The organism is Streptococcus sp. HMSC062D07 (assembly GCF_001814215.1).
GTDB classification, from domain to species: domain Bacteria; phylum Bacillota; class Bacilli; order Lactobacillales; family Streptococcaceae; genus Streptococcus; species Streptococcus infantis_I.
On record NZ_KV815324.1, the window covers coordinates 181,601 to 204,030 of the forward strand.

Below are 22,430 nucleotides of genomic sequence, written 5' to 3' on the forward strand. Positions count from 1 at the left end.
AATTTTTATCATATCATTTGCCTAACCTATATACGAGTGCTATAATGTAAGTGAAGAAAGGGGGAGATTCCCATGGTTTTACAAGTTTTACTTGTTCTAGTGATTCTAATGCTTATTGTAGGAGCTATGTTAGTGAGCTCTGTTTATGTCGTTCGTCAACAGTCTGTTGCAATTATCGAACGATTTGGTAAGTATCAAAAGTTAAGTAATAGTGGTATTCATCTACGGGCACCATTTGGCATTGACAAAATTGCAGCTCGTGTGCAGCTACGCCTTTTACAAAGTGAGATCGTGGTTGAAACCAAAACCCAAGATAACGTTTTTGTGACTATGAATGTCGCAACTCAGTATCGTGTAAATGAGTTAAACGTTACAGACGCTTACTATAAATTGATGAGACCTGAAGCTCAAATCAAATCTTATATTGAAGATGCATTGCGCTCATCTGTTCCTAAGTTAACTTTGGATGAATTGTTTGAGAAAAAAGATGAAATTGCATTAGAAGTTCAAAAACAAGTAGCGGAAGAAATGTCAACGTATGGGTATATTATCGTTAAGACGCTCATTACCAAAGTTGAGCCGGATGCAGAAGTCAAACAATCAATGAACGAAATTAATGCTGCCCAACGTAAGAGAGTGGCAGCTCAAGAATTGGCTGAAGCAGATAAAATTAAGATCGTTACAGCGGCAGAAGCTGAGGCAGAAAAAGATCGCCTCCATGGTGTGGGGATCGCAGAGCAGCGGAAAGCAATTGTTGATGGACTTGCTGATTCTATTAAAGAGTTAAAAGGAGCCAATGTCGAATTAACTGAAGAACAAATTATGTCAATCCTATTAACCAATCAGTATTTGGATACATTGAATAATTTTGCAGATAAACAAGGAAATAATACAATATTCTTGCCAGCAAATCCTAATGGAGTTGAAGATATTCGAACCCATATATTATCAGCTTTGAAAGCTAAATAATTATAATCTTAACGCAATAACTTTATTAATATATGTGTTTCAATTGACAAATACTATAAAAACATATAGAATGAAGTTGCGTAAAGAAAAAAATAGGAGAATAACATGGCTAAGTCTAACTTTGAAAAAGTAGAAGCAGTTGTTAGCTGGGTTCGTGATAAGAAGATCACAGGGTATCGTATTTCTAAGGAAACGAATGCGCGTGAGATGTCTATCATTGCTTTGGCTCAAGGACGTGCAAAAGTTAAAAACATTTCCTTTGAAACAGCCCTCGGCTTAATTGATTTCTACAATAAAAATCATGAAAAATTTGAAGATTAGTCTTTGGATATAGGCAGGTTCGAAAAGAATCTGCCTTTTCATTTTTTGGAATATAAAAAAAAGACTGCAATGGCAGTCTTTTCTCTTATCGAAGATAGCGTTGTAAAAATTCTCTTGTACGTTCTTCTTTGGGATTAGTAAATAGATCTTCAGGTTTTCCTTCTTCTGCAATGACACCCTTATCCATAAAGATGACACGGTGTGATACATCGCGAGCAAATTCCATTTCGTGGGTTACGACGATCATGGTTAAGCCTTCTTGAGCTAAATCTTGCATGATTTTGAGAACTTCACCGACCATTTCAGGGTCAAGGGCTGAAGTAGGCTCATCAAAGAGAATAGCATCAGGATTCATGGAAAGTGCACGAGCAATAGCAACACGCTGCTTTTGCCCACCAGAAAGTTGTTTAGGTTTGGCTTGCCAGTAACGTTCTCCCATGCCAACTTTTTCAAGGTTCTCTTTAGCTACTTTCTCTGCTTCTGAGCGATCACGTTTGAGTACAGTTGTTTGGGCAACGATTGTATTTTCAAGCACGTTTAGATTTTCAAAAAGGTTGAAGGACTGGAAGACCATTCCTAGTTTTTCTCGATAGTGAGTGAGGTTATATCCTTTTTCGAGGACATTTTCACCGTGATAAAGGATTTTACCTTCAGTTGGTGTTTCAAGTAAGTTGATTGAACGTAGGAAGGTTGATTTACCACTACCGGAACTTCCAATGATAGAAATAACTTCTCCTTTATGGATAGTAAGGGAGATATCTTTTAGAACCTCGTTTTGTCCATAGGATTTTTTGAGGTGTTTGATTTCAAGAATGGGTTGATTCATTATTTCAAATCCTCCGTTTGCATTTGGTTAGCACCTGTAGTGTAAGTATCCATATCCATCCGTTTTTCAATGTAGCGTAGGATACGTGTTACTGTAAAGGTGAGGACAAAGTAGATAACTGCGATAATAGTAAAGGTTTGGAAGTACTGGTAAGTCTGTGTTGCTACTGTATTTCCTGAGAAGTAAAGTTCTACAACAGAGATAACATTCAATACAGAAGTATCCTTGATGTTGATGACGAACTCATTACCAGTAGCAGGTAGGATATTTCGAACTACCTGAGGTAAAACAATCTTACGCATGGTTTGATTATGAGTCATACCAAGTGCAGTAGCTGCTTCAAATTGTCCCTTGTCAACAGCCAGGATACCACCACGAACGATTTCGGTCATGTAGGCACCGGTATTGATAGAAACGATAAAGATAGCAGCCAGAGTACGGTCTAGGTTGATTCCGAAAGCTTGGGCAGTTCCATAGTAGATAACCATAGATTGTACAATCATAGGAGTTCCACGGAAAATTTCGATATAGATATTGAGAATCCAACCAACTATATTTTGAATGACGTAGACAAATTGATTTTCAGATTGAGGCGCAGTACGGAAAACACCGATAGCCAGACCAATAACGAGACCTACGATAGTACCGATAATTGAAATTAAAAGTGTGATTCCAGCACCACGCAAGAGTTGTTGCCAGTTTTCAGTTAGAATTTTAGCAACTTGGCTAAAGAAATTACTGCTGTTTTCTTCAGTAGTTGTAGCTTCTACAGGTTGCTCTTTAATCATACGATCCATTAGGGCAACTTGTTCATCTTTAGAGATGGTTTCGATGCTAGCATTGATTTGGCTGATACGTTCGTCATCCTTACGAAGACCGATAGCGATAGAGGTATCTTCTTCCCCAGTTTTAAAACCAGGTTCAGGCTGAATCATTTTGAACTTTGCATTTGCTGACTCAGCAGTTAGAGCTTCTGGTCGTTCAGAAACATAAGCGTCAATGACACCAGCTTCAAGAGCTTGACGCATTTGAGCGAAATCACCCATGGCAGTTTCTTTTTTAGCGCCTGGAATTTGAGAAATCAAGTCATAAAGGTAAACCCCTTGTTGAGAAGTGATTTTTGCATCTTTAAAATCATCTAGTGTTTTGGCGTTTGCATAGGCTGAATCTTTTTTGACTAAAAGTACTGGTTCACTAGTATAGTAACTGCTTGAGAAGGCAATTTCTTGCTTACGTTCAGCGGTTGGACTCATACCTGCAATAATCATATCAATCTTTCCAGAAGTCAGAGCTGGAACGAGTCCTTCCCATTTTGTTTTTACAATGAGTGGTTCTTTACCCAGATCTTTAGCGATTTTTTTTGCAATTTGAACATCGTAACCGTTAGCATATTGGTTTGTTCCATCAATCTTGACAGCGCCGTTACTGTCGTCATCTTGAGTCCAGTTAAATGGTGCGTAAGCTGCCTCCATTCCGATGCGTAAATATTCATCGGCTTGGACCTGGCTAACTAGTCCTAGACTAAGGGCTAAGCTAGCAAGGATAGATAAGCATAATTTTTTCATGTTTTCTCCTATTTCTAGTCTAAAAATGGCTCCCTCTATTGTATCTAAAAATGGTAAGATTTTCAATACAAGTAAACCTTAACTTCTAAAAAATGATATAATAGTGAAAAAACATGAAAGGGAATGTAAAATGAAAAAGAGATGGGTTCTTGCTCTGGTATTTACCTGTTTGCTATTTGTGCCTCGTCTAGTTTTTGCAGTAGACTTCGATATTCTATCCTATAAGGGTGATTTGAATATTCATGCAGATAATACAGCGGTTTTCAAAGAAACAATCACCTACCACTTTAATGATGATTTTAATGGTCAATTGATTGGACTCGGAAAAGCAGGGAAAATGCCGAAGGGATTTGAAATTGATGACGAACCAACTGTCTTAGTATCTAAAAATGGCCAGATTGTTCAAGACGTCCTCTCATATACTAAGGAAGAAGAGGATGGCTACAAGGTCACCATTTTTAATCCGGGAAACGCAGGAGATACTGTTCGTGTGACTGTTACTTGGCAACTTAAAAATCTTCTTTTCTTATATCAGGATATTGCTGAGCTTAATTGGCAACCACTGACAGATAGTTCAGGGGATATCAAAGATCTGGAATTTCGAGTAACTTCAGACAGTCCGGCAGAGGAACTCTTTTTCCATACTGGTGAACTCCTCAATGAGGGAAGTGTCGAAAAAGTCAATGATATCTACTGGGTTAAGATGAAGGATCTTCCTAAAAAACGTCAAGTTGAACTACATGCCTATTGGCCGATAGAAGCTTTCTCGAGTGCTCCAAGTCAAGGGTTGAATGAAGATGATTTAAGTAACTTTAAAAGAGTTGAGATAGAAATAAAGGCTGATAAAGTGCACGCCAAGGTCATGATAAAATGGATTTTTCCAATCTTCTTTATGGCTCTCTTACTACTAACGTTCTACTATTATAGAGAATTTCGTCAGCATACGACTCTTAAAAAGGTATATCCAAAGAATCATCGTCTCTACGAACCCCCAATGAACCTACCTCCAATGGTTTTGGCAGAAGCAATCTATTCAACATCTTTAGAGGAAATTAGCCCTCTAAATAAGCAGAAGTTTGGTAAATTCACCTTTGAACAACTAATCCAAGCAACCTTGTTAGATTTAGTCGATCGAGGGCATTTATCCATTTTTCAAGGTGAAGAAGAGCCTTGGATCAAAATTAACAGTGAAAAAGGTTTGTCTAATTTTGAGAAGGAGTGCCTGCGGATGACTCTTTCTACAAATAAAGAATTGGCTCTTTCAGACCTTTTCCCTGAATATCAGGTTTCTTCTGGATTGTTCCACGGAGCTAAGGAAGCTGATGAGAAGCATATTCGAGAATTCGGCATGCACCTCAAGCGTTCCTTTGAGAGACGACTTGAACGCATGCAAAGTTGTGTTCGAGACAAGGTGAAAATTTTACGAATTCCAAGTTATTATCGACCTTTAACGGAAAAAGAAAATAATCTTGTGAAAAAAATGAAAGTCTGTTCAGCTGTAACAGGTGTTGTCGGACTTATCATTTTCTACTATAGCTTTCGAACACATGGCTATTTCTCGCTTCCTTTACTTGCCTTAGATTTAATTGGTTTACTAGCGAGCGGTTTGATTCATTTAGTAACTCGAGGACCTTCTCGTGATGGAGTCTTAAATGAAGAAGGGGCAGAAGTTGTTTATCTCTGGACAAGTTTTGAAAATATGCTTCGGGATATTGCTCATCTTGATAAGGCTGAACTAGAGAGTATTGTTGTTTGGAATCGTCTTTTGGTCTATGCAACTCTCTATGGATACGCTAAGAAGGTAAATAAAATCATGAAGCTTCACAATATTCAACTTGAGAATGCTGCTATGAATCTTTATGTATCTTGTGGGTGGGATAAACAATTTCACACATCTGCTACTCAAATCAATCTATACACCTCGGTCGCAAATACAGCAAGTACCTTTTCTGTAACATCCGGAAGCGGTAGCTCTGGTGGTGGTTTCTCAGGTGGTGGCGGTGGTGGAAGTGTTGGTGCTTTCTAAAGAAAACTCAACACAGCCTTTAAAAGTATGATATAATGGAGGATAGAAAAAGGAGTAATCTATGTATTTTTTTGAAATTTTAAAATCAATCTTTTTTGGTATCGTTGAAGGAATTACGGAATGGTTGCCGATTTCAAGTACGGGTCACTTGATTTTAGCAGAAGAGTTTATCCAGTATAAAGACCAAACTGAAGCTTTTAAGTCTTTGTTTAATGTAGTCATTCAACTTGGTGCCATCTTTGCAGTTGTGGTTATCTACTTTAATAAACTTAATCCTTTCAAACCAGGTAAGGATAAAGTTCAAGTTCGTAGAACTTGGCAGTTATGGTCCAAAGTTTTTGTGGCGACTCTTCCTCTTCTCTTAGTCTTTAAGTTTGATGATTGGTTTGATACCTATTTCCATAACAAGGTTTCAGTAGCCATTATGTTGATTGTTTATGGGATTGCCTTTATCTTTCTTGAAAAACGTAACAAAGCGCAAGCAATTGAGCCAACGGTTACTGAGTTAGATAAATTACCTTATAAAACAGCCCTCTATATTGGATTTTTCCAGGTTTTGTCCCTTTTACCAGGAACTAGTCGTTCTGGTGCCACAATCATTGGTGGTTTGTTAAACGGTACTAGTCGTTCAGTGGTGACAGAATTCACCTTCTATCTAGGAATTCCAGTTATGTTTGGAGCCAGCGCTTTGAAGATTTTTAAATTCATCAAGGCTGGAGAAGTCTTGAGTTTTGGTCAATTCTTCTTGCTCTTGGTAGCCATGGTAGTGGCTTTTGTAGTCAGCATGGTTGCCATTCGTTTCTTGACCAGCTATGTCAAAAAACACGACTTTACAATGTTTGGTAAATACCGTATTGTCCTTGGTAGTGTGTTACTACTTTATAGCTTTGTTCGATTATTTGTATAAGAAAAGAAACCTTGAAGGAAGATTCCTTCAAGGTTTTTAAAATCCAGTCACAGTGACACCTAATAAACGGACCCTCTTGTCTTTATCACTCAGTGTTTCGTAGAGTTGGATAATACTTTGAGCAATTTCTTCAGAGTCTTGTGTTTGTTGATTCAGTGTTTTTCGTTTTGTCAAAGTAGAAAAGTCAGCATAGCGGATTTTCAAAATGACGATCTTACCACTTTTTTCATATTTTTGAAGACTAAGAGCAACTTTTTCCGAAAGGAGAGTTAGCTCTTTTTTAATATCTTCATCTAGACTTAGAATCTTACTGTAAGTTTTTTCTTTACCAATAGACTTACGGATACGATTTGATTTGACGGGAGAGTTATCTATACCTCGAGCCTTACGATATAGATCAAAGCCGAGTCTTCCGAAACGATCAATGAGAGTGATTTCAGAAATCTCTAAAAGGTCAGTACCCGTATATACACCCATTTGATGGAGTTTTTCAACTGTTTTCTTGCCCACACCGTGGAACTTAGCAATATCCATTTGCTTGAGGAAAATTTCAGCTTCATCAGGAAGAATGACTGTCAAACCACGAGGCTTTTGATAGTCACTTGCCATTTTAGCTAAAAATTTATTGTATGATACACCAGCAGAAGCTGTTAATTGTAATTCATTCCAGATATCCTGCTGAATTAAACGAGCAATTTTAACAGCAGATTTGATACCAAGCTTGTTTTCGGTTACATCTAGATAAGCTTCATCGATACTCATGGGTTCAATTTTATCCGTATATCGTTTAAAAATAGCTCGAATCTGTTGGCCAACAGTAGTATATTTTTCATAGTTCCCAGAAATAAAAATAGCTTGAGGACAGCGTTCATAAGCCTCTTTGGAACTCATAGCTGAGTGAATGCCGAATTCTCTGGCTTCATAACTACAGGTTGAAACAACACCTCGACCACCTGTTTTCCTAGGGTCGCTACCAATAATAACGGGTTTCCCTTTAAGTTTAGGATTGTCACGAATTTCTACAGCAGCAAAAAAGGCATCCATGTCAATATGGATAATTTTACGGGATAAATCATTCATCAGTGGAAATATCAGCATGAAATGGCCTTTCTTTAGTAGTTTTTCTAGCCTTATTATACCTTTTTTCTGAAAAAATAGGAAATAGCTAATTACTTTTCAAAAATATACTACAGTTTGCACTGAAATAACAACTGTATTATAAAAGAAAGTGTCTAAAAAGTGTGATTTCACTTGTTGAAATCGTTTACTGTGTGTTATACTGAATATATGAATGTAACAGATTGCTGTTACTAGAAAGATAAAAGAGGACATTAACATGGTTGTTAAGACAGTTGTTGAAGCACAGGACATTTTTGACAAAGCCTGGGAAGGCTTTAAAGGTGTTGACTGGAAAGAAAAAGCAAGTGTATCACGCTTTGTACAAGCTAACTACACACCTTATGATGGAGATGAAAGCTTCCTTGCAGGACCAACAGAGCGTTCACTTCACATCAAAAAAATCGTAGAAGAAACTAAAGCACACTACGAAGAAACTCGTTTCCCAATGGACACTCGTCCAACGTCTATCGCTGACATCCCTGCAGGATTCATCGACAAAGAAAACGAAGTTATCTTTGGTATCCAAAATGACGAACTCTTCAAATTGAACTTCATGCCAAAAGGTGGTATCCGTATGGCTGAAACTACTTTGAAAGAAAATGGATACGAGCCAGACCCAGCTGTTCACGAAATTTTTACAAAATATGTAACAACTGTTAACGACGGTATCTTCCGTGCTTACACTTCAAACATCCGTCGTGCTCGCCACGCTCACACTGTAACTGGTCTTCCAGATGCATACTCACGTGGACGCATCATCGGTGTTTATGCGCGTCTTGCTCTTTACGGTGCAGACTACTTGATGCAAGAAAAAGTAAACGATTGGAACTCAATCGAAGAAATCGATGAAGAAACAATCCGTCTTCGTGAAGAAATCAACCTTCAATATCAAGCATTGCAACAAGTTGTACGCTTGGGTGATCTTTACGGAGTTGACGTTCGCAAACCAGCGATGAACGTTAAAGAAGCTATCCAATGGGTAAACATTGCCTTCATGGCTGTCTGCCGTGTTATCAACGGTGCAGCTACATCTCTAGGACGTGTGCCAATCGTATTGGATATCTACGCAGAACGTGACCTTGCTCGTGGTACATTTACTGAATCAGAAATCCAAGAATTTATTGATGATTTCGTTATGAAACTTCGTACAGTTAAATTTGCTCGTACAAAAGCTTATGACCAATTGTACTCAGGTGACCCAACCTTCATCACAACTTCTATGGCTGGTATGGGTAACGACGGTCGTCACCGTGTTACTAAAATGGATTACCGTTTCTTGAACACTCTTGATAACATCGGTAACTCTCCAGAACCAAACTTGACAGTTCTTTGGACTGACAAATTGCCATACAACTTCCGTCGCTACTGTATGCACATGAGCCACAAACACTCTTCAATCCAATACGAAGGTGTTACAACAATGGCTAAAGATGGATACGGTGAAATGAGCTGTATCTCATGTTGTGTGTCTCCACTTGACCCAGAAAACGAAGAACAACGTCACAACATCCAGTACTTCGGTGCTCGCGTTAACGTTCTTAAAGCTCTTCTTACTGGTTTGAACGGTGGTTACGACGATGTTCATAAAGACTATAAAGTATTTGACATCGAACCAATCCGTGACGAAGTTCTTGAATTCGAATCAGTTAAAGCAAACTTTGAAAAATCTCTTGACTGGTTGACTGACACTTACGTAGATGCTTTGAACATCATCCACTACATGACTGATAAGTACAACTACGAAGCTGTTCAAATGGCCTTCTTGCCAACTAAACAACGTGCTAACATGGGATTCGGTATCTGTGGATTTGCTAACACTGTTGATACATTGTCAGCTATCAAGTACGCTACAGTTAAACCAATCCGTGACGAAAATGGCTACATCTACGATTACGAAACAATCGGTGAATACCCACGTTGGGGTGAAGATGACCCACGTTCAAACGAATTGGCAGAATGGTTGATCGAAGCTTACACAACTCGTCTACGTAGCCACAAACTTTACAAAGACGCAGAAGCTACTGTATCACTTTTGACAATCACATCTAACGTTGCTTACTCTAAACAAACTGGTAACTCACCAGTCCACAAAGGTGTATACCTCAACGAAGATGGTTCTGTGAACTTATCTAAACTTGAATTCTTCTCACCAGGTGCTAACCCATCTAACAAAGCTAAAGGTGGATGGTTGCAAAACTTGAACTCACTTGCTAGCCTTGATTTTGGTTATGCAGCTGATGGTATCTCATTGACAACTCAAGTTTCACCACGTGCTCTTGGTAAAACTCGTGACGAACAAGTTGATAACTTGGTAACAATCCTTGATGGTTACTTCGAAAACGGTGGACAACACGTTAACTTGAACGTTATGGACTTGAACGATGTTTACGAAAAGATCATGTCAGGTGAAGACGTAATCGTACGTATCTCTGGATACTGTGTAAACACTAAATACCTTACTCCGGAACAAAAAACTGAATTAACACAACGTGTCTTCCACGAAGTTCTTTCAATGGATGATGCATTGAGCTAAGATTTATAAATAGTAAATCAAAAACCAGTCACTCTGACTGGTTTTTTTGTTATAAAAATTTTTTTAAAAAAATTAGTCAAATTTGGTCAAATATGTTGACTAAAACTGACCAAAGTGATATACTAAGAACATAAGGATAATGAAAGTCCTTAGAAAACCTTGATTTTAAGGTGATTACATATACTATCTTAAGATCAAAGTATGGGTAAAACCTAGAAAAGAGGTACAACCTATGGTTAACATTAGTATTTTTAGAAGTCCAATCGAAAAAACTGTATTGGATAAAGAAAAACCTGAAATTATACGTAGAGTAGCAAATAGCTAGTCTAAATTTTTTAAAACAAAGGTCAGAGAAAGTCAAACTATTTTGACTAAGTGAATTTGAAAACAAACGAGGTATGAAATATGAATAACAACTTTAATAACTTTAACAACATGGATGATTTATTTAACCAATTGATGGGTGGTATGCGTGGATACAGTTCAGAAAACCGTCGTTACTTGATTAACGGCCGTGAAGTAACGCCTGAAGAATTCGCTATTTACCGTCAAACTGGTCAACTTCCAAGCGAAGGAAGTGAACAAGCTCAGTACGTTCAAGGTAAAGATATGAAACAAGATGGGATTCTTGCAAAACTTGGACGTAACTTAACAGCAGAAGCACGTGAAGGTAAGTTAGATCCGGTTATTGGACGTAATAAAGAAATCCAAGAAACTTCTGAAATTCTTTCTCGTCGCACAAAGAATAATCCGGTTCTCGTCGGTGATGCTGGTGTTGGTAAAACTGCAGTAGTAGAAGGATTGGCCCAAGCTATCGTGAACGGTGACGTTCCTGCAGCAATCAAGAACAAAGAGATCATTTCTATTGATATTTCTGGACTTGAAGCTGGTACTCAATACCGTGGTAGCTTTGAAGAAAACATTCAAAACTTGGTAAACGAAGTCAAAGAAGCTGGAAATATTATCCTTTTCTTCGACGAAATTCACCAAATCCTAGGTGCTGGTAGCACAGGTGATGGTCAAGGGTCTAAAGGTCTTGCTGATATCTTGAAACCAGCTCTTTCACGTGGAGAATTGACAGTGATTGGCGCAACTACTCAAGATGAATACCGTAATACTATCTTGAAAAATGCAGCCCTTGCTCGTCGTTTTAATGAAGTAAAAGTTAATGCTCCATCTGCTGAAGATACCTTCAAGATTCTTCAAGGTATTCGAGATCTTTATCAACAACACCACAATGTTATTTTGCCAGATGAAGTCTTGAAAGCTGCCGTTGATTACTCTGTTCAATATATTCCACAACGTAGCTTGCCGGATAAGGCTATTGACCTTGTGGATGTGACAGCTGCTCACTTGGCAGCACAACACCCAGTGACAGATGTACATGCAGTTGAGCACGAAATTCAAGCGGAAAAAACTAAACAAGAAGAAGCTGCGGCTAAAGAAGATTACGAAGCAGCTCTAAATGCAAAAGTCCGTATCGAAGAGCTTGAAAAGCAAATTGCTAATCATACAGAAGATCACAAGGTTACAGCTACTGTAAATGATGTAGCTGAGTCTGTCGAACGGATGACTGGAATCCCAGTATCACAAATGGGTGCAACCGATATCGAACGATTGAAAGATATGGGTCACCGTTTGCAAACGAAAGTTATCGGTCAAGACAAAGCTGTTGAGGCAGTAGCAAAAGCTATCCGTCGTAACCGTGCTGGTTTTGATGAAGGTAACCGTCCAATCGGTAGCTTCCTCTTTGTAGGTCCTACTGGTGTTGGTAAGACTGAGTTGGCTAAACAATTGGCTCTTGATATGTTCGGAACGAAAGATGCTATCATCCGTTTAGATATGTCAGAATATAGCGACCGTACAGCCGTATCTAAATTGATTGGTACAACAGCTGGTTATGTTGGTTATGATGACAATAGCAATACTTTGACAGAACGTGTTCGCCGTAACCCATATTCAATCGTCCTTCTCGACGAAATTGAAAAGGCTGACCCTCAAGTTATCACACTTCTCCTCCAAGTTTTGGATGATGGTCGTTTGACTGATGGTCAAGGTAACACTGTAAACTTCAAGAATACTGTGATTATCGCAACTTCAAACGCAGGCTTTGGCTATGAAGCTAACTTGACAGAAGATGCTGATAAACCAGAACTTATGGATCGTTTGAAACCTTACTTCCGTCCAGAATTCCTTAACCGTTTCAATGCTGTCATCGAATTCTCACACTTGAGCAAAGAGGATCTTTCTAAGATTGTAGACCTTATGTTGGTTGAAGTTAACAAGACTCTTTCTAAGAAAGACATTGACTTGGCAGTTAGCGAAGCTGCTAAAGAATACATGACTGAAGAAGGCTACGATGAAGTCATGGGTGTTCGTCCACTCCGTCGTGTGGTTGAACAACAAATCCGAGATAAAGTGACAGATTTCCACTTGGATAATCTTGATGCTAAACACCTAGAAGCTGACATGGAAGATGGTGTTTTGGTCATTCGTGAAAAAGACTAAATCAAGATTTAGAAAATAAAAAAAGGAACCAGTTCAAAAGCTGGTTTCTTTTTTTATTATTAGATGACATGACGTTCAAAAGCATCGTCTGAGATTCCTTGTTGGAGAATCAATTTTGCCCATTCCTTAGCAGAAAAGAGGCTGTGATCCTTGTAGTTTCCGCAAGATTCAATAGTTGTTCCTGGGACATCTTCCCAAGTTGTTGTTTCAGCGATTTCCTTCAGTGAATCCTTGATGACAGCTGCGATTTCAGCGCTAGAATGACGTCCCCACATAATCATATGGAACCCTGTACGACAACCAAATGGTGAACAATCAATCATACCGTCGATGCGAGTACGGATTAACTTAGCCAAGAGGTGCTCAATAGTATGAAGTCCAGCAGTAGGGATAGAATCCTCATTTGGTTGAACCAAGCGAATATCAAAGTTAGAAATGATATCCCCCTTAGGACCTGTTTCTTCTCCAATCAAGCGGACATAAGGAGCTTTTACAATCGTATGATCTAGTTCAAAACTTTCAACAATAACTTCTTTTGACATGGTATTTCCTTTCAACTTTCTTCTTTCATTATATCATAAAGATATAGTTGATAAACGGCTATAATAGAATTTTTCCTAAAAAGATTTTTATATTAGAAATAGAGGAAGAAAATATTTTCAAATCAATTGGAAAAATTCTGAAAATTGTATTGACACTTGGCGAAAAAGGGATTATAATGTATAAAAAGTCATAAAGGAGTTTATTATGAAATTTTCAAAAGTAATGGCCCTAGCAGGAGTGACTCTGTTAGCGTCAGGTGTTTTGGCGGCTTGTTCAGGTTCGAGCGCAAAAGGTGAGAAAACTTTTTCTTACACGTATGAAACCGACCCAGACAACCTCAACTATTTGACAACTGGTAAAGCAGCAACTGCTAATATCACTAGTAACGTCATTGACGGTTTGATGGAAAATGACCGCTACGGAAACTTTGTGCCATCAATGGCAGAAGATTGGTCTGTATCTCAAGATGGTTTGACTTACACTTACACAATCCGTAAAGATGCTAAATGGTATACTTCTGAAGGTGAAGAGTACGCAGCTGTGAAAGCTCAAGACTTTGTAACAGGTCTTAAATATGCAGCTGACAATAAATCAGAAGCACTTTATCTCGTTCAAGATTCTATTAAGGGTCTTGATGCATATGTGAAAGGTGAAGTTAAAGACTTTTCTGAAGTTGGAATCAAGGCAATTGATGATCAGACAGTTCAATACACTTTGAACAAACCTGAAAGCTTCTGGAACTCTAAAACAACTATGGGTGTTCTTGCACCGGTCAATGAAGAATTCCTTACTTCACAAGGAAGTAATTTTGCCAAAGCAACTGATCCAAGTACTATCCTTTATAACGGTCCTTACTTGTTGAAATCATTGGTAGCTAAATCTTCAGTAGAATTTGAAAAGAATCCAAACTACTGGGATAAGGACAATGTTCATATTGATAAAGTAAAACTATCATTCTGGGATGGTCAAGATACAAACAAACCTGCAGAAACCTTTAAGGCTGGTGGTTTCTCAACAGCTCGTCTATTCCCAACAAGTGCAAGTTATCCTGAAACTGAAAAAGAGTTTAAAGACAATATCGTTTATACACCACAAGATTCTTCAACTTACTTAATTGGTACTAATATTGACCGTCAGTCTTATAAATATACTTCTAAGACTACAGATGAGCAAAAAACTTCAACTAAGAAAGCACTCCTTAACAAAGACTTCCGTCAATCGATTGCCTTCGGTATTGATAGAACAGCTTATACTTCTCAAATCAATGGAGAAAGTGGAGCAACAAAACTTCTTCGTAACTTGTTCGTACCACCAACATTTGTTCAAGCAGATGGTAAAAACTTTGGTGAGTTAGTTAAGGAAAAATTGGTGACCTATGGTGATGAGTGGAAAGATGTTAACCTAGACGATGCTCAAGACGGTCTTTACAGTCCAGAAAAAGCAAAAGCAGAATTTGCTAAAGCTAAGACAGCTCTCCAAGCAGAAGGTGTTCAATTCCCAATTCACTTGGATATGCCGGTTGACCAAACAAGTACTACAAAAGTACAACGTGTTCAATCATTGAAACAATCACTTGAAGCAACATTAGGAACTGATAACGTAGTCGTTGATATCCAACAACTTCCAAAAGATGAAGTTCTCAATGTCACTTACTTTGCAGAATCAGCTGCTGGGGAAGATTGGGATCTTTCAGATAACGTTGGTTGGACTCCAGACTTTGCAGACCCATCTACTTACCTTGATATCATCAAACCATCAGTCGGTGAAAACACTAAAACTTACCTAGGATTTGATGCAGGAACAAATAATGCTGCTGCCAAACAAGTTGGTTTGGAAGACTACGAAAAGATGGTTGTTGAAGCTGGAAATGAAAACACTGACGTTTCAAAACGTTATGACAAATATGCTGCAGCTCAAGCTTGGTTGACAGATAGCGCTTTGATTATTCCAACATCTTCTCAAACTGGACGTCCAATGTTGTCTAAGATGGTACCATTTACGCTTCCATTTGCTTACTCAGGTAACAAGGGAACAACTGAACCTCTCTTGTACAAATACCTTGAACTTCAAGATAAACCAGTAACTGCTGATGAATATCAAAAAGCTCAAGATAAATGGAAGAAAGAAAAAGAAGAATCTAATAAAAAAGCGCAAGAAGATCTTGCAAACCATGTCAAATAAAAGAAAGTGGAGTTAGTGATTAACTCCACTTTTTTACGCTAAAAAACCTAGGAAACTATTCCTAGGTCTTTTTTGATTATTGTTGTCCTTGAGGATTTGGGTTTTGTTGAGGATTTGTATTTGGAGTATTTGTATTCTGTGCTGTATTTGGACTAGTAGTTTCAGCTACTGTAGTATGATTTTCAGTAGTCGTACTAGCAGGTGTTTCTGTTGTTGTAACCTGCTGGGTTGTTTGAGGAACCCAGCTGTTACGAGCACCGTTTTTAAAGACGTATTCACCATTGCGATACAAACCTTCAGGCATTGTCCAATCACCTGGGTTATCATCCTCTGAGAGATATGCCATCATTGAGCGGTAGATATTTGCAGCGACTCTAAATCCATCTCCTACGATTGGAGTGAGACGGTTTGAATAACCGGTCCAAACGGCCATTGAATATTTACGGGTATATCCTACAAACATTTCATCAGGTGTAACATAATCGTATCTCTTAATGTAATTTTCAATTTCATCATCTGTATAGTTTGATGTACCAGTCTTACCTGCTTGTGGAAGCCATGATATATAGGCGTCTGTACCAGAGTATAATACAGTTTTCATCATTTCGGTCATCATGTAGGCAGTTGTTTCTTTCATAGCGCGTGAACCTGGGTCAGAGAATTCTTTCGAAGTTCCGTCACTAAAGACAACTTTATTGATATACATTGGTTTGTGGTAGATACCACCATTAGCAAAGGCAGCATAAGCAGCAGCCATTTTCTCACTACTTGCTCCGTACTTTTTGTTTGACTCAGTCGTGTTACTTGAAATTGCGTTTGCATATACCATGGTTGGATAATCAATGCCAAGTCCGTTTAAGAATTTTTTGGCTTTATCGAGTCCAACTCTATCGAGAGTTTCAACTGCTGGTACGTTACGAGATTGTTGGATAGCAGTTTGAAGAGTGATGTTACCATAATAGCCACGATCCCAGTTGTAGACTGGAGTGCTGGTGCCTGGGAAGTTATATGGTACATCCTTGAGCATGTAGGCAGTAGAGTCATAAATGTCATACTCTAATGCGGGGGCATAGTCTGTGATTGGTTTCATGGTAGAACCCCAGTCACGGTTTGTTTCCACTGCTTGGTTAGTACCAAAGGATACATTGCTAGCTTGGTGACGAGATCCGAGTTGGGCAATAACTTTACCATTTGATACATCAACGATAGTAGAAGCTGCTTGGATATCATCATCAGGATAGTTTACGTATTGATCAGTGTTATAGACGTCCCAAAGGTGTTTTTGTACCTCTTGGTCGACGTTGGTATAGACTTCCATACCTGTTGTTAATAGATTATAACCTGTCTCTTGTTCTACTTGGTCAATAACCTCTTTAAGATAGTTATCCATGTATTGTGGATAGCTATTAAGAGATTTTAGACTTTGAAGACCATCTGTGATTGGAGTATTGATGGCTGTTTCATATTGCTCGGCTGTAAGGTAACCTTGTTTTTGCATTTCTGACAAAACGAGGTTTCGTCTTTCAAGAGCTGCTTCAGGGTGAGAATAAGGATCGTATTGGTTTGGAGCCTGTGGCATACCTGCTAAGAGTGCTAGCTGAGGGATGGATAAGTCTTTTAGATCTTTACCATAATAGTTTTCCGCAGCTGTCTGCATACCATAGTTACCATTTGACATGTACACTTTATTGATGTAATATGTCAAAATTTCTTGTTTGGTTGCAGTTCTTTCTAACTGAATAGCTAGCCAAGCTTCTTGGGCTTTACGTGAGATTGTTTGGTCTGACGAAGAAGTTGAAAAGTAAGTTAATTTTATCAACTGTTGCGTCAATGTTGAACCACCTTGGAGGCCACCTCTACTAGTTAAGTTTCGCAGGAAAGCTCCAGCTATTCGAATGCTATCGATTCCTCTATGGTTAAAAAAGCGGTGATCCTCGATAGAGACAATTGCATTGACCAATTCAATTGGAACTTCATTGCTTTGAGCATTGACACGACGCTCGGCTCCTAAGTCAGCGATCAATTCGTTTTTACTGTCGTAAATTTTACTTGAAGTTGTTGCGACAAGTTTGCTTTCAGAAAGTTCTGGTGCTTTAGATACATAGTAGAAGAAGACACTTCCACCAATCAATATTGCAGCGATAAAGGCTGCTAAAAATCCAATTCCTAGATATTTAGCAATGCGCCAGATAAGTTGTTTGTTCATATTGTTTTACCACCTAGTAAATGTTGTTTGACGATATCGAGATAAGGTATTTGAGGGAAGGCTTGTTGTTCAATCACATAACCATGCTCTCGAATATAATCAAGCGGCATTGATTTTTTCCCCATATCCTGTTGATAAAAACGGATAAGGTCAATCGCCGGTAATAAATATGTTTCCTGATAAGAAGAAAAATGGATTAGGACGAAGCAAATTCCCTTTTGTTCAAGAACCTGTTCCATATGCTGTATCTGATGAGAATGGAAGTTCTTCATCGGGAAAGCATTTTTTTGTCTGGTTTCCTTTGCCTCGAAATCGATGTAAAATCCTTCATAAACACCCGAGTAGTCAGTAGTTGAAGCTTGTCTAAAATAGGCTTCAACAATTTTAGCGCGACTCCGTTGAGGGTAGTCGACCCGAACAATCTGAACTGGGGTTGGCTTTTTGTGAATGACTGCTATTCCATGTGATAGATAGTAGTCATTGGTAGCATTAATCATCTTTTCAAAGCTCATACCTCGATTTGCGAAATTTTTAGTTTGAGGTAGAGAAGTTTTGCTTGGTTTAGATGAAAGTTTATGTGGATAGTTGACCATAGTCCTCCTTATTGGTACAATAACATCACTCTATTATACCACAAAGGTTTTCAGAAAGGGTGAAAAAATGCATACAGCCTTGGTTTTGGGATACTCAGCTTTTGATTTAGGAGTGTTTAATGAAAAGGACATTCGCTTAAAAATTATCAAAAAAGCTATTCGTAGAGATTTGGAAAGAATGGTTGAGGAAGGGTTGCAATGGCTAGTGTTTACAGGTTCTCTTGGTTTTGAACATTGGGTTTTAGAAGTCGCCAAGGAAATGAAAGATGACTATGGATTCCAACTAGCGACTATTTTTGATTTTGAAACACATGGATCGAATTGGAATGAAGCAAATCAGATCAAATTGAGTGATTTTAAACAGGTCGATTTTATCAAGTATGCCTATCCGGCTTATGAGCATAAAGGTCAATTGAGAGATTACCAGATTTTTTTACTTGAAAATACAGATGGAGCCTATCTTTTTTATGATCAAGAAAACGAAACAAAATTGAGATTTTTTTACGAACTGATGAAAAAGAAAGACAACTATATTACAAAAAGATTAACATTTGAGGATTTAAACGAAATAGCCGAAAATTTTTCCGAAAATTGAGGCTTTGACCTTGCTTTTTGTTTGCCTTTTTTTATATAATAATACTAGTAACTGAGAATGGAGAGAGACATGGCAAGTATTATTTTTACAGCAAAGGATATTTTTGAGCAGGATTTCGGAAGAGAAGTACGTGGATACAGTAAAGCAGAGGTAGATGAATTCTTAGATGACGTTATCAAGGATTATGAAACTTATGCAGCGTTGGTTAAATCATTGCGCTTGGAAGTCGCAGAATTGAAAGAACAATTGGCGGACAAACCTCAAGTGGCACCTGTATCTGTAACGTCTGAGCCAGCTGAACTTGGAAGTACGACTTCTATGACTAACTTTGATATCTTGAAACGCTTGAATCGTCTTGAAAAAGAAGTATTTGGCAAACAAATCGTAGAAAATTCTGATTTCTAAGAATCATACAGTTGTGCAATTTTTGGATAATCGCGTGAAGAGTTTATCTTTTCATGAGGAAAGTCCATGCTAGCACAGGCTGTGATGCCTGTAGTGTTTGTGCTAGGCGAAACCATAAGCCTAGGGACGAGAAATCGTTACGGCGAGTGAATAGACTAAGTTTTCGGATATGTTTTAGTAGCTCTGAAAGTGCCACAGTGACGAAGTCTCTCTGGAAACAGAGAGAGTGGAACGCGGTAAACCCCTCAAGCTAGCAACCCAAATTTTGGTCGGGGCATGGAGTGCGCGGAAACGAACGTAGTACTCTGACTACTAGCAGTTTTTAGCTGTTAGTGGTAGACAGATGATTATCGAAAGAAGTGGTCCTAGTCACTTCTGGAACAAAACATGGCTTATAGAAAATTGCATATAGGTTGGGGCTGAGAAATTTTCTCAACCTCATTTTTTAAAGGTGAACAAGAGAAAGGTCTTTAAAGACTGACATGAAACAAACATTTAACTTAATAGCGACTGCTGCAGCAGGCTTAGAGGCTGTTGTAGGTCGGGAAGTGCGTGCACTTGGCTATGACTGTCAAGTTGAGAATGGTCGCGTTCGCTTTGAAGGAGATGTAAAGGCAATTATTGAAACCAATTTGTGGTTACGAGCTGCAGATAGGATTAAGATTGTTGTTGGAACTTTTCCCGCAAAAACATTTGAAGAACTTTTTCAAGGAGTTTTTGCCTTAGATTGGGAAAACTATTTACCACTTGGAGCGCGTTTTCCAATTTCAAAGGCTAAGTGTGTCAAATCAAAACTTCATAATGAACCTAGTGTTCAAGCTATTTCTAAAAAAGCAGTTGTGAAGAAGTTGCAGAAACATTATGCTCGACCAGAAGGTGTTCCCTTGATGGAAAATGGCCCAGAGTTTAAAATAGAGGTTTCAATTCTTAAAGATGTTGCGACTATCATGATTGACACAAGTGGTTCTAGTCTTTTCAAACGAGGTTATCGTACTGAAAAAGGTGGTGCTCCTATTAAAGAGAACATGGCAGCAGCAATTCTGCAATTATCAAACTGGTATCCAGATAAACCTTTGATTGATCCAACCTGTGGTTCAGGAACCTTCTGTATTGAGGCAACTATGATTGCTCGTAATATGGCGCCAGGCTTACGCCGTTCCTTTGCTTTCGAAGAATGGAATTGGGTTAGTGATCGTTTGATTCAGGAGATTCGTACGGAAGCTAGCAAAAAGATTAATCGTGAGATCGAGCTAGACATCATGGGCTGTGATATCGATGGCCACATGGTGGAAATTGCTAAGGCAAATGCTCAGGCTGCGGGGGTTCCTAAGGATATCCACTTTAAGCAGATGCGCCTGCAGGATTTGCGAACAGATAAGATTAATGGAGTTATTATTTCGAATCCACCATATGGGGAACGCTTATCAGATGATGCAGGAGTAACAAAGCTCTATGCAGAGATGGGAGACGTATTTGCACCACTTAAAACCTGGAGTAAATTTATCCTGACCAGTGATGAAGCTTTTGAAAGTAAATACGGTAGTCAGGCAGATAAAAAACGGAAACTCTATAATGGTACTTTGAAAGTTGATTTATATCAATATTTTGGTCAACGAGTGAAAAGACAAGATGTCGAAATAGAAAGGAATGCAAATGAGTAAGAAAAGACGCAATCGCCATCACAAGGATGAGCAAGAATCTAAATTTGAATTTGAAGAGGCTAAAGATTTAACGGTTGGTCAGGCTATTCGTAAGAACGAAGAGGTTGAAGCAGGTGTGACTCCAGATGATACCATCTTAGATAAATATATCAAGCAACACCGTGAAGAAATCGAAGCAGACAAATTTGAAAATTTACAAACGAAAAAAGAGGAGTCTACTCAAAGCTTGGATGATATGATCCAAGAAGTGAGAGAAACTACTGAACAAGAAAATGTGATAGGTCCGGAAGAGGATGCAATTGCTCTTGCGGTAGCCACAGAGACAACTGAAATCGTTGCCCAAGAAGCCGAAGAAGAGGAAACGAGAGTTCTCGAGCAACCTTTTAAGCATGAATTGGAAGCTGTTGAAAAGGCTCAAGTCGATTCTTCTCAAGTGTCAGTAGTCGATGAGGAAAATGAAGATCAACTTCAACCCTTGTCTCGTTCTGCTCAAGCGGATGATGAACCACAAAATAAAAAGAAATGGGCAATTTTGTCAGCCATTATTTTGCTATTCCTCTTGATTTTTGGAGGTGGCTATTACGTTTATCGTCAGATTACGCGTTCTTCTCAAGAGCTTCAAACGAAGGCGGCGGATTCAGGTTTGGTAAGCAATCAGTCGGTCTATGAACAATTTAATACGCTCTACGACACGTTTTATACTGATGAAAACAAAACAGCTCTTAAAAATAGCCAGTTTAGTCAACTGAATCAATTGAAAGAACTTCTAGATAAACTAGAAGGAGCGAGAGAACATACTCTAGCCAAATCAAAATATGATAGTCTAGAAACCCAAATAAAGGCTATCCAAGAAGTGAACTCTCAATTTGAAACTCCAGCTATTACAGATGGTGTCTTGGATACAAATGCAAAAATCAAAGCGGATGCTAAATTTACAGATATCAAGACTGGTAATACAGAAATTGATAAACTGCTTGATAAAGCAATCAGCCTTGGGAAGAGCCAACTAGCAAGTACAACAACAGCCTCAACAACAGCAGCGAGCCAGGAAGCGTCAAGCCCAACAACAGAAAGCAGTCCATCTACTTCAACAAGTGATACTGCGGCATCTACTAATAGTGGCTTTTCAAGCGAAGGGGTTAATTTGCAAAGAAGCGCTAGCCGAGTACCGTATAATCAATCTGCTGTAAACGATAGTAGTAATCCTGCCTGGACCTTTGCAGATGGTGTTCTTGAACAAATCCTTGAGACATCTCGTGCGCGTGGATATATCACTGGAAACCAATATATCTTGGAACGTGTAAATATTGTGAATGGCAATGGATATTACAATCTTTACAAACCAGATGGAACTTATCTCTTCACTCTAAACTGTAAGACAGGATACTTTGTTGGGAATGGTTCTGGCCATGCGGATGATTTAGACTACTAGTCAAATTGTTATAAAATTCTTTCTTTTCACAGATAAACGT

At 38.6% G+C, this 22,430-nt stretch carries 17 protein-coding genes and 1 other RNA gene; 12 read left to right on the forward strand and 6 right to left on the reverse strand.

Annotation, left to right across the window (positions count from 1 at the left end; genetic code table 11):
- Positions 1–72: 72 nt before the first annotated feature.
- A complete protein-coding gene (locus tag HMPREF2957_RS01555) occupies positions 73–969 on the forward strand; it encodes an SPFH domain-containing protein (protein WP_004251962.1) in 897 nt (298 codons plus the stop codon).
- Between the two features lie 105 nt (positions 970–1,074).
- Positions 1,075–1,290 (forward strand): capsule biosynthesis transcriptional regulator, encoded by a 216-nt coding sequence (locus tag HMPREF2957_RS01560; protein ID WP_004251963.1) that lies wholly within the window; start codon positions 1,075–1,077, stop codon positions 1,288–1,290.
- A gap of 85 nt (positions 1,291–1,375) precedes the next feature.
- Here HMPREF2957_RS01560 and HMPREF2957_RS01565 read toward each other — a convergent pair whose 3' ends face one another.
- Together HMPREF2957_RS01565 and HMPREF2957_RS01570 are read right to left on the reverse strand one after the other, a co-directional pair.
- Positions 1,376–2,116 (reverse strand): amino acid ABC transporter ATP-binding protein, encoded by a 741-nt coding sequence (locus HMPREF2957_RS01565; protein ID WP_004251965.1) that lies wholly within the window; start codon positions 2,114–2,116, stop codon positions 1,376–1,378.
- Positions 2,116–3,681 carry an ABC transporter substrate-binding protein/permease gene (locus HMPREF2957_RS01570; RefSeq protein ID WP_070677074.1) on the reverse strand — a complete coding sequence of 522 codons (1,566 nt, stop codon included), beginning with the start codon at positions 3,679–3,681 and terminating at the stop codon, positions 2,116–2,118. Before HMPREF2957_RS01570 ends, HMPREF2957_RS01565 begins: the two co-directional genes overlap by 1 nt.
- Before the next feature lie 130 nt (positions 3,682–3,811).
- Here HMPREF2957_RS01570 and HMPREF2957_RS01575 point away from each other — a divergent pair, with 130 nt between their 5' ends.
- The gene (locus HMPREF2957_RS01575; protein ID WP_070677075.1) at positions 3,812–5,707 is read left to right on the forward strand and encodes a DUF2207 domain-containing protein; all 1,896 of its coding nucleotides are present in this window, start codon (positions 3,812–3,814) and stop codon (positions 5,705–5,707) included.
- 61 nt (positions 5,708–5,768) lie between these two features.
- On the forward strand, positions 5,769–6,614 hold the full coding sequence (locus HMPREF2957_RS01580) for an undecaprenyl-diphosphate phosphatase (protein ID WP_070677076.1): 846 nt from the start codon (positions 5,769–5,771) through the stop codon (positions 6,612–6,614).
- A 36-nt stretch (positions 6,615–6,650) separates the two neighbouring features.
- Here HMPREF2957_RS01580 and dinB read toward each other — a convergent pair whose 3' ends face one another.
- Entirely contained in the window at positions 6,651–7,712 is a 1,062-nt protein-coding gene (gene dinB, locus HMPREF2957_RS01585; RefSeq protein ID WP_070677077.1) for a DNA polymerase IV, read from the reverse strand.
- Positions 7,713–7,950: 238 nt separating this feature from the next.
- Here dinB and pflB point away from each other — a divergent pair, with 238 nt between their 5' ends.
- The gene (gene pflB, locus HMPREF2957_RS01590; RefSeq protein WP_004251975.1) at positions 7,951–10,266 is read left to right on the forward strand and encodes a formate C-acetyltransferase; all 2,316 of its coding nucleotides are present in this window, start codon (positions 7,951–7,953) and stop codon (positions 10,264–10,266) included.
- Between the two features lie 405 nt (positions 10,267–10,671).
- The gene (locus HMPREF2957_RS01595; protein WP_070677078.1) at positions 10,672–12,774 is read left to right on the forward strand and encodes an AAA family ATPase; all 2,103 of its coding nucleotides are present in this window, start codon (positions 10,672–10,674) and stop codon (positions 12,772–12,774) included.
- 59 nt (positions 12,775–12,833) lie between these two features.
- Here the strand turns inward: HMPREF2957_RS01595 and HMPREF2957_RS01600 are convergent, their stop codons facing one another.
- Positions 12,834–13,316 (reverse strand): S-ribosylhomocysteine lyase, encoded by a 483-nt coding sequence (locus tag HMPREF2957_RS01600; protein WP_004251981.1) that lies wholly within the window; start codon positions 13,314–13,316, stop codon positions 12,834–12,836.
- A gap of 205 nt (positions 13,317–13,521) precedes the next feature.
- Between HMPREF2957_RS01600 and HMPREF2957_RS01605 the strand changes: the two genes are divergently transcribed.
- Positions 13,522–15,498, forward strand: a complete 1,977-nt coding sequence (locus HMPREF2957_RS01605; protein WP_070677079.1) for a peptide ABC transporter substrate-binding protein — start codon at positions 13,522–13,524, stop codon at positions 15,496–15,498.
- A 76-nt stretch (positions 15,499–15,574) separates the two neighbouring features.
- Here HMPREF2957_RS01605 and pbp1a read toward each other — a convergent pair whose 3' ends face one another.
- Positions 15,575–17,704: a penicillin-binding protein PBP1A gene (gene pbp1a, locus HMPREF2957_RS01610; protein ID WP_070677080.1), complete on the reverse strand. Its 2,130-nt coding sequence runs from the start codon at positions 17,702–17,704 to the stop codon at positions 15,575–15,577.
- Complete coding sequence (gene recU / locus HMPREF2957_RS01615) at positions 17,701–18,297, reverse strand: Holliday junction resolvase RecU (protein ID WP_006150093.1); 597 nt, start codon at positions 18,295–18,297, stop codon at positions 17,701–17,703. The genes pbp1a and recU overlap by 4 nt, the downstream gene beginning before the upstream one ends.
- A gap of 67 nt (positions 18,298–18,364) precedes the next feature.
- Here recU and HMPREF2957_RS01620 point away from each other — a divergent pair, with 67 nt between their 5' ends.
- The 5 genes from HMPREF2957_RS01620 to HMPREF2957_RS01640 all read left to right on the forward strand — a co-directional run bounded on the left by HMPREF2957_RS01620 (position 18,365) and on the right by HMPREF2957_RS01640 (position 22,390).
- Positions 18,365–18,892, forward strand: coding sequence for an SLOG family protein (locus HMPREF2957_RS01620; RefSeq protein ID WP_006147973.1), 528 nt, complete (start codon positions 18,365–18,367; stop codon positions 18,890–18,892).
- Positions 18,893–18,961: 69 nt separating this feature from the next.
- Positions 18,962–19,297: a cell division regulator GpsB gene (gene gpsB, locus HMPREF2957_RS01625; RefSeq protein ID WP_070677081.1), complete on the forward strand. Its 336-nt coding sequence runs from the start codon at positions 18,962–18,964 to the stop codon at positions 19,295–19,297.
- 18 nt (positions 19,298–19,315) lie between these two features.
- Positions 19,316–19,697, forward strand: an RNA gene (gene rnpB, locus HMPREF2957_RS01630) — RNase P RNA component class B.
- Between the two features lie 82 nt (positions 19,698–19,779).
- Positions 19,780–20,958 carry a THUMP domain-containing class I SAM-dependent RNA methyltransferase gene (locus HMPREF2957_RS01635; protein WP_070677082.1) on the forward strand — a complete coding sequence of 393 codons (1,179 nt, stop codon included), beginning with the start codon at positions 19,780–19,782 and terminating at the stop codon, positions 20,956–20,958.
- Positions 20,951–22,390 carry a cell division site-positioning protein MapZ gene (locus HMPREF2957_RS01640; RefSeq protein WP_070677083.1) on the forward strand — a complete coding sequence of 480 codons (1,440 nt, stop codon included), beginning with the start codon at positions 20,951–20,953 and terminating at the stop codon, positions 22,388–22,390. The genes HMPREF2957_RS01635 and HMPREF2957_RS01640 overlap by 8 nt, the downstream gene beginning before the upstream one ends.
- Positions 22,391–22,430: the final 40 nt, after the last annotated feature.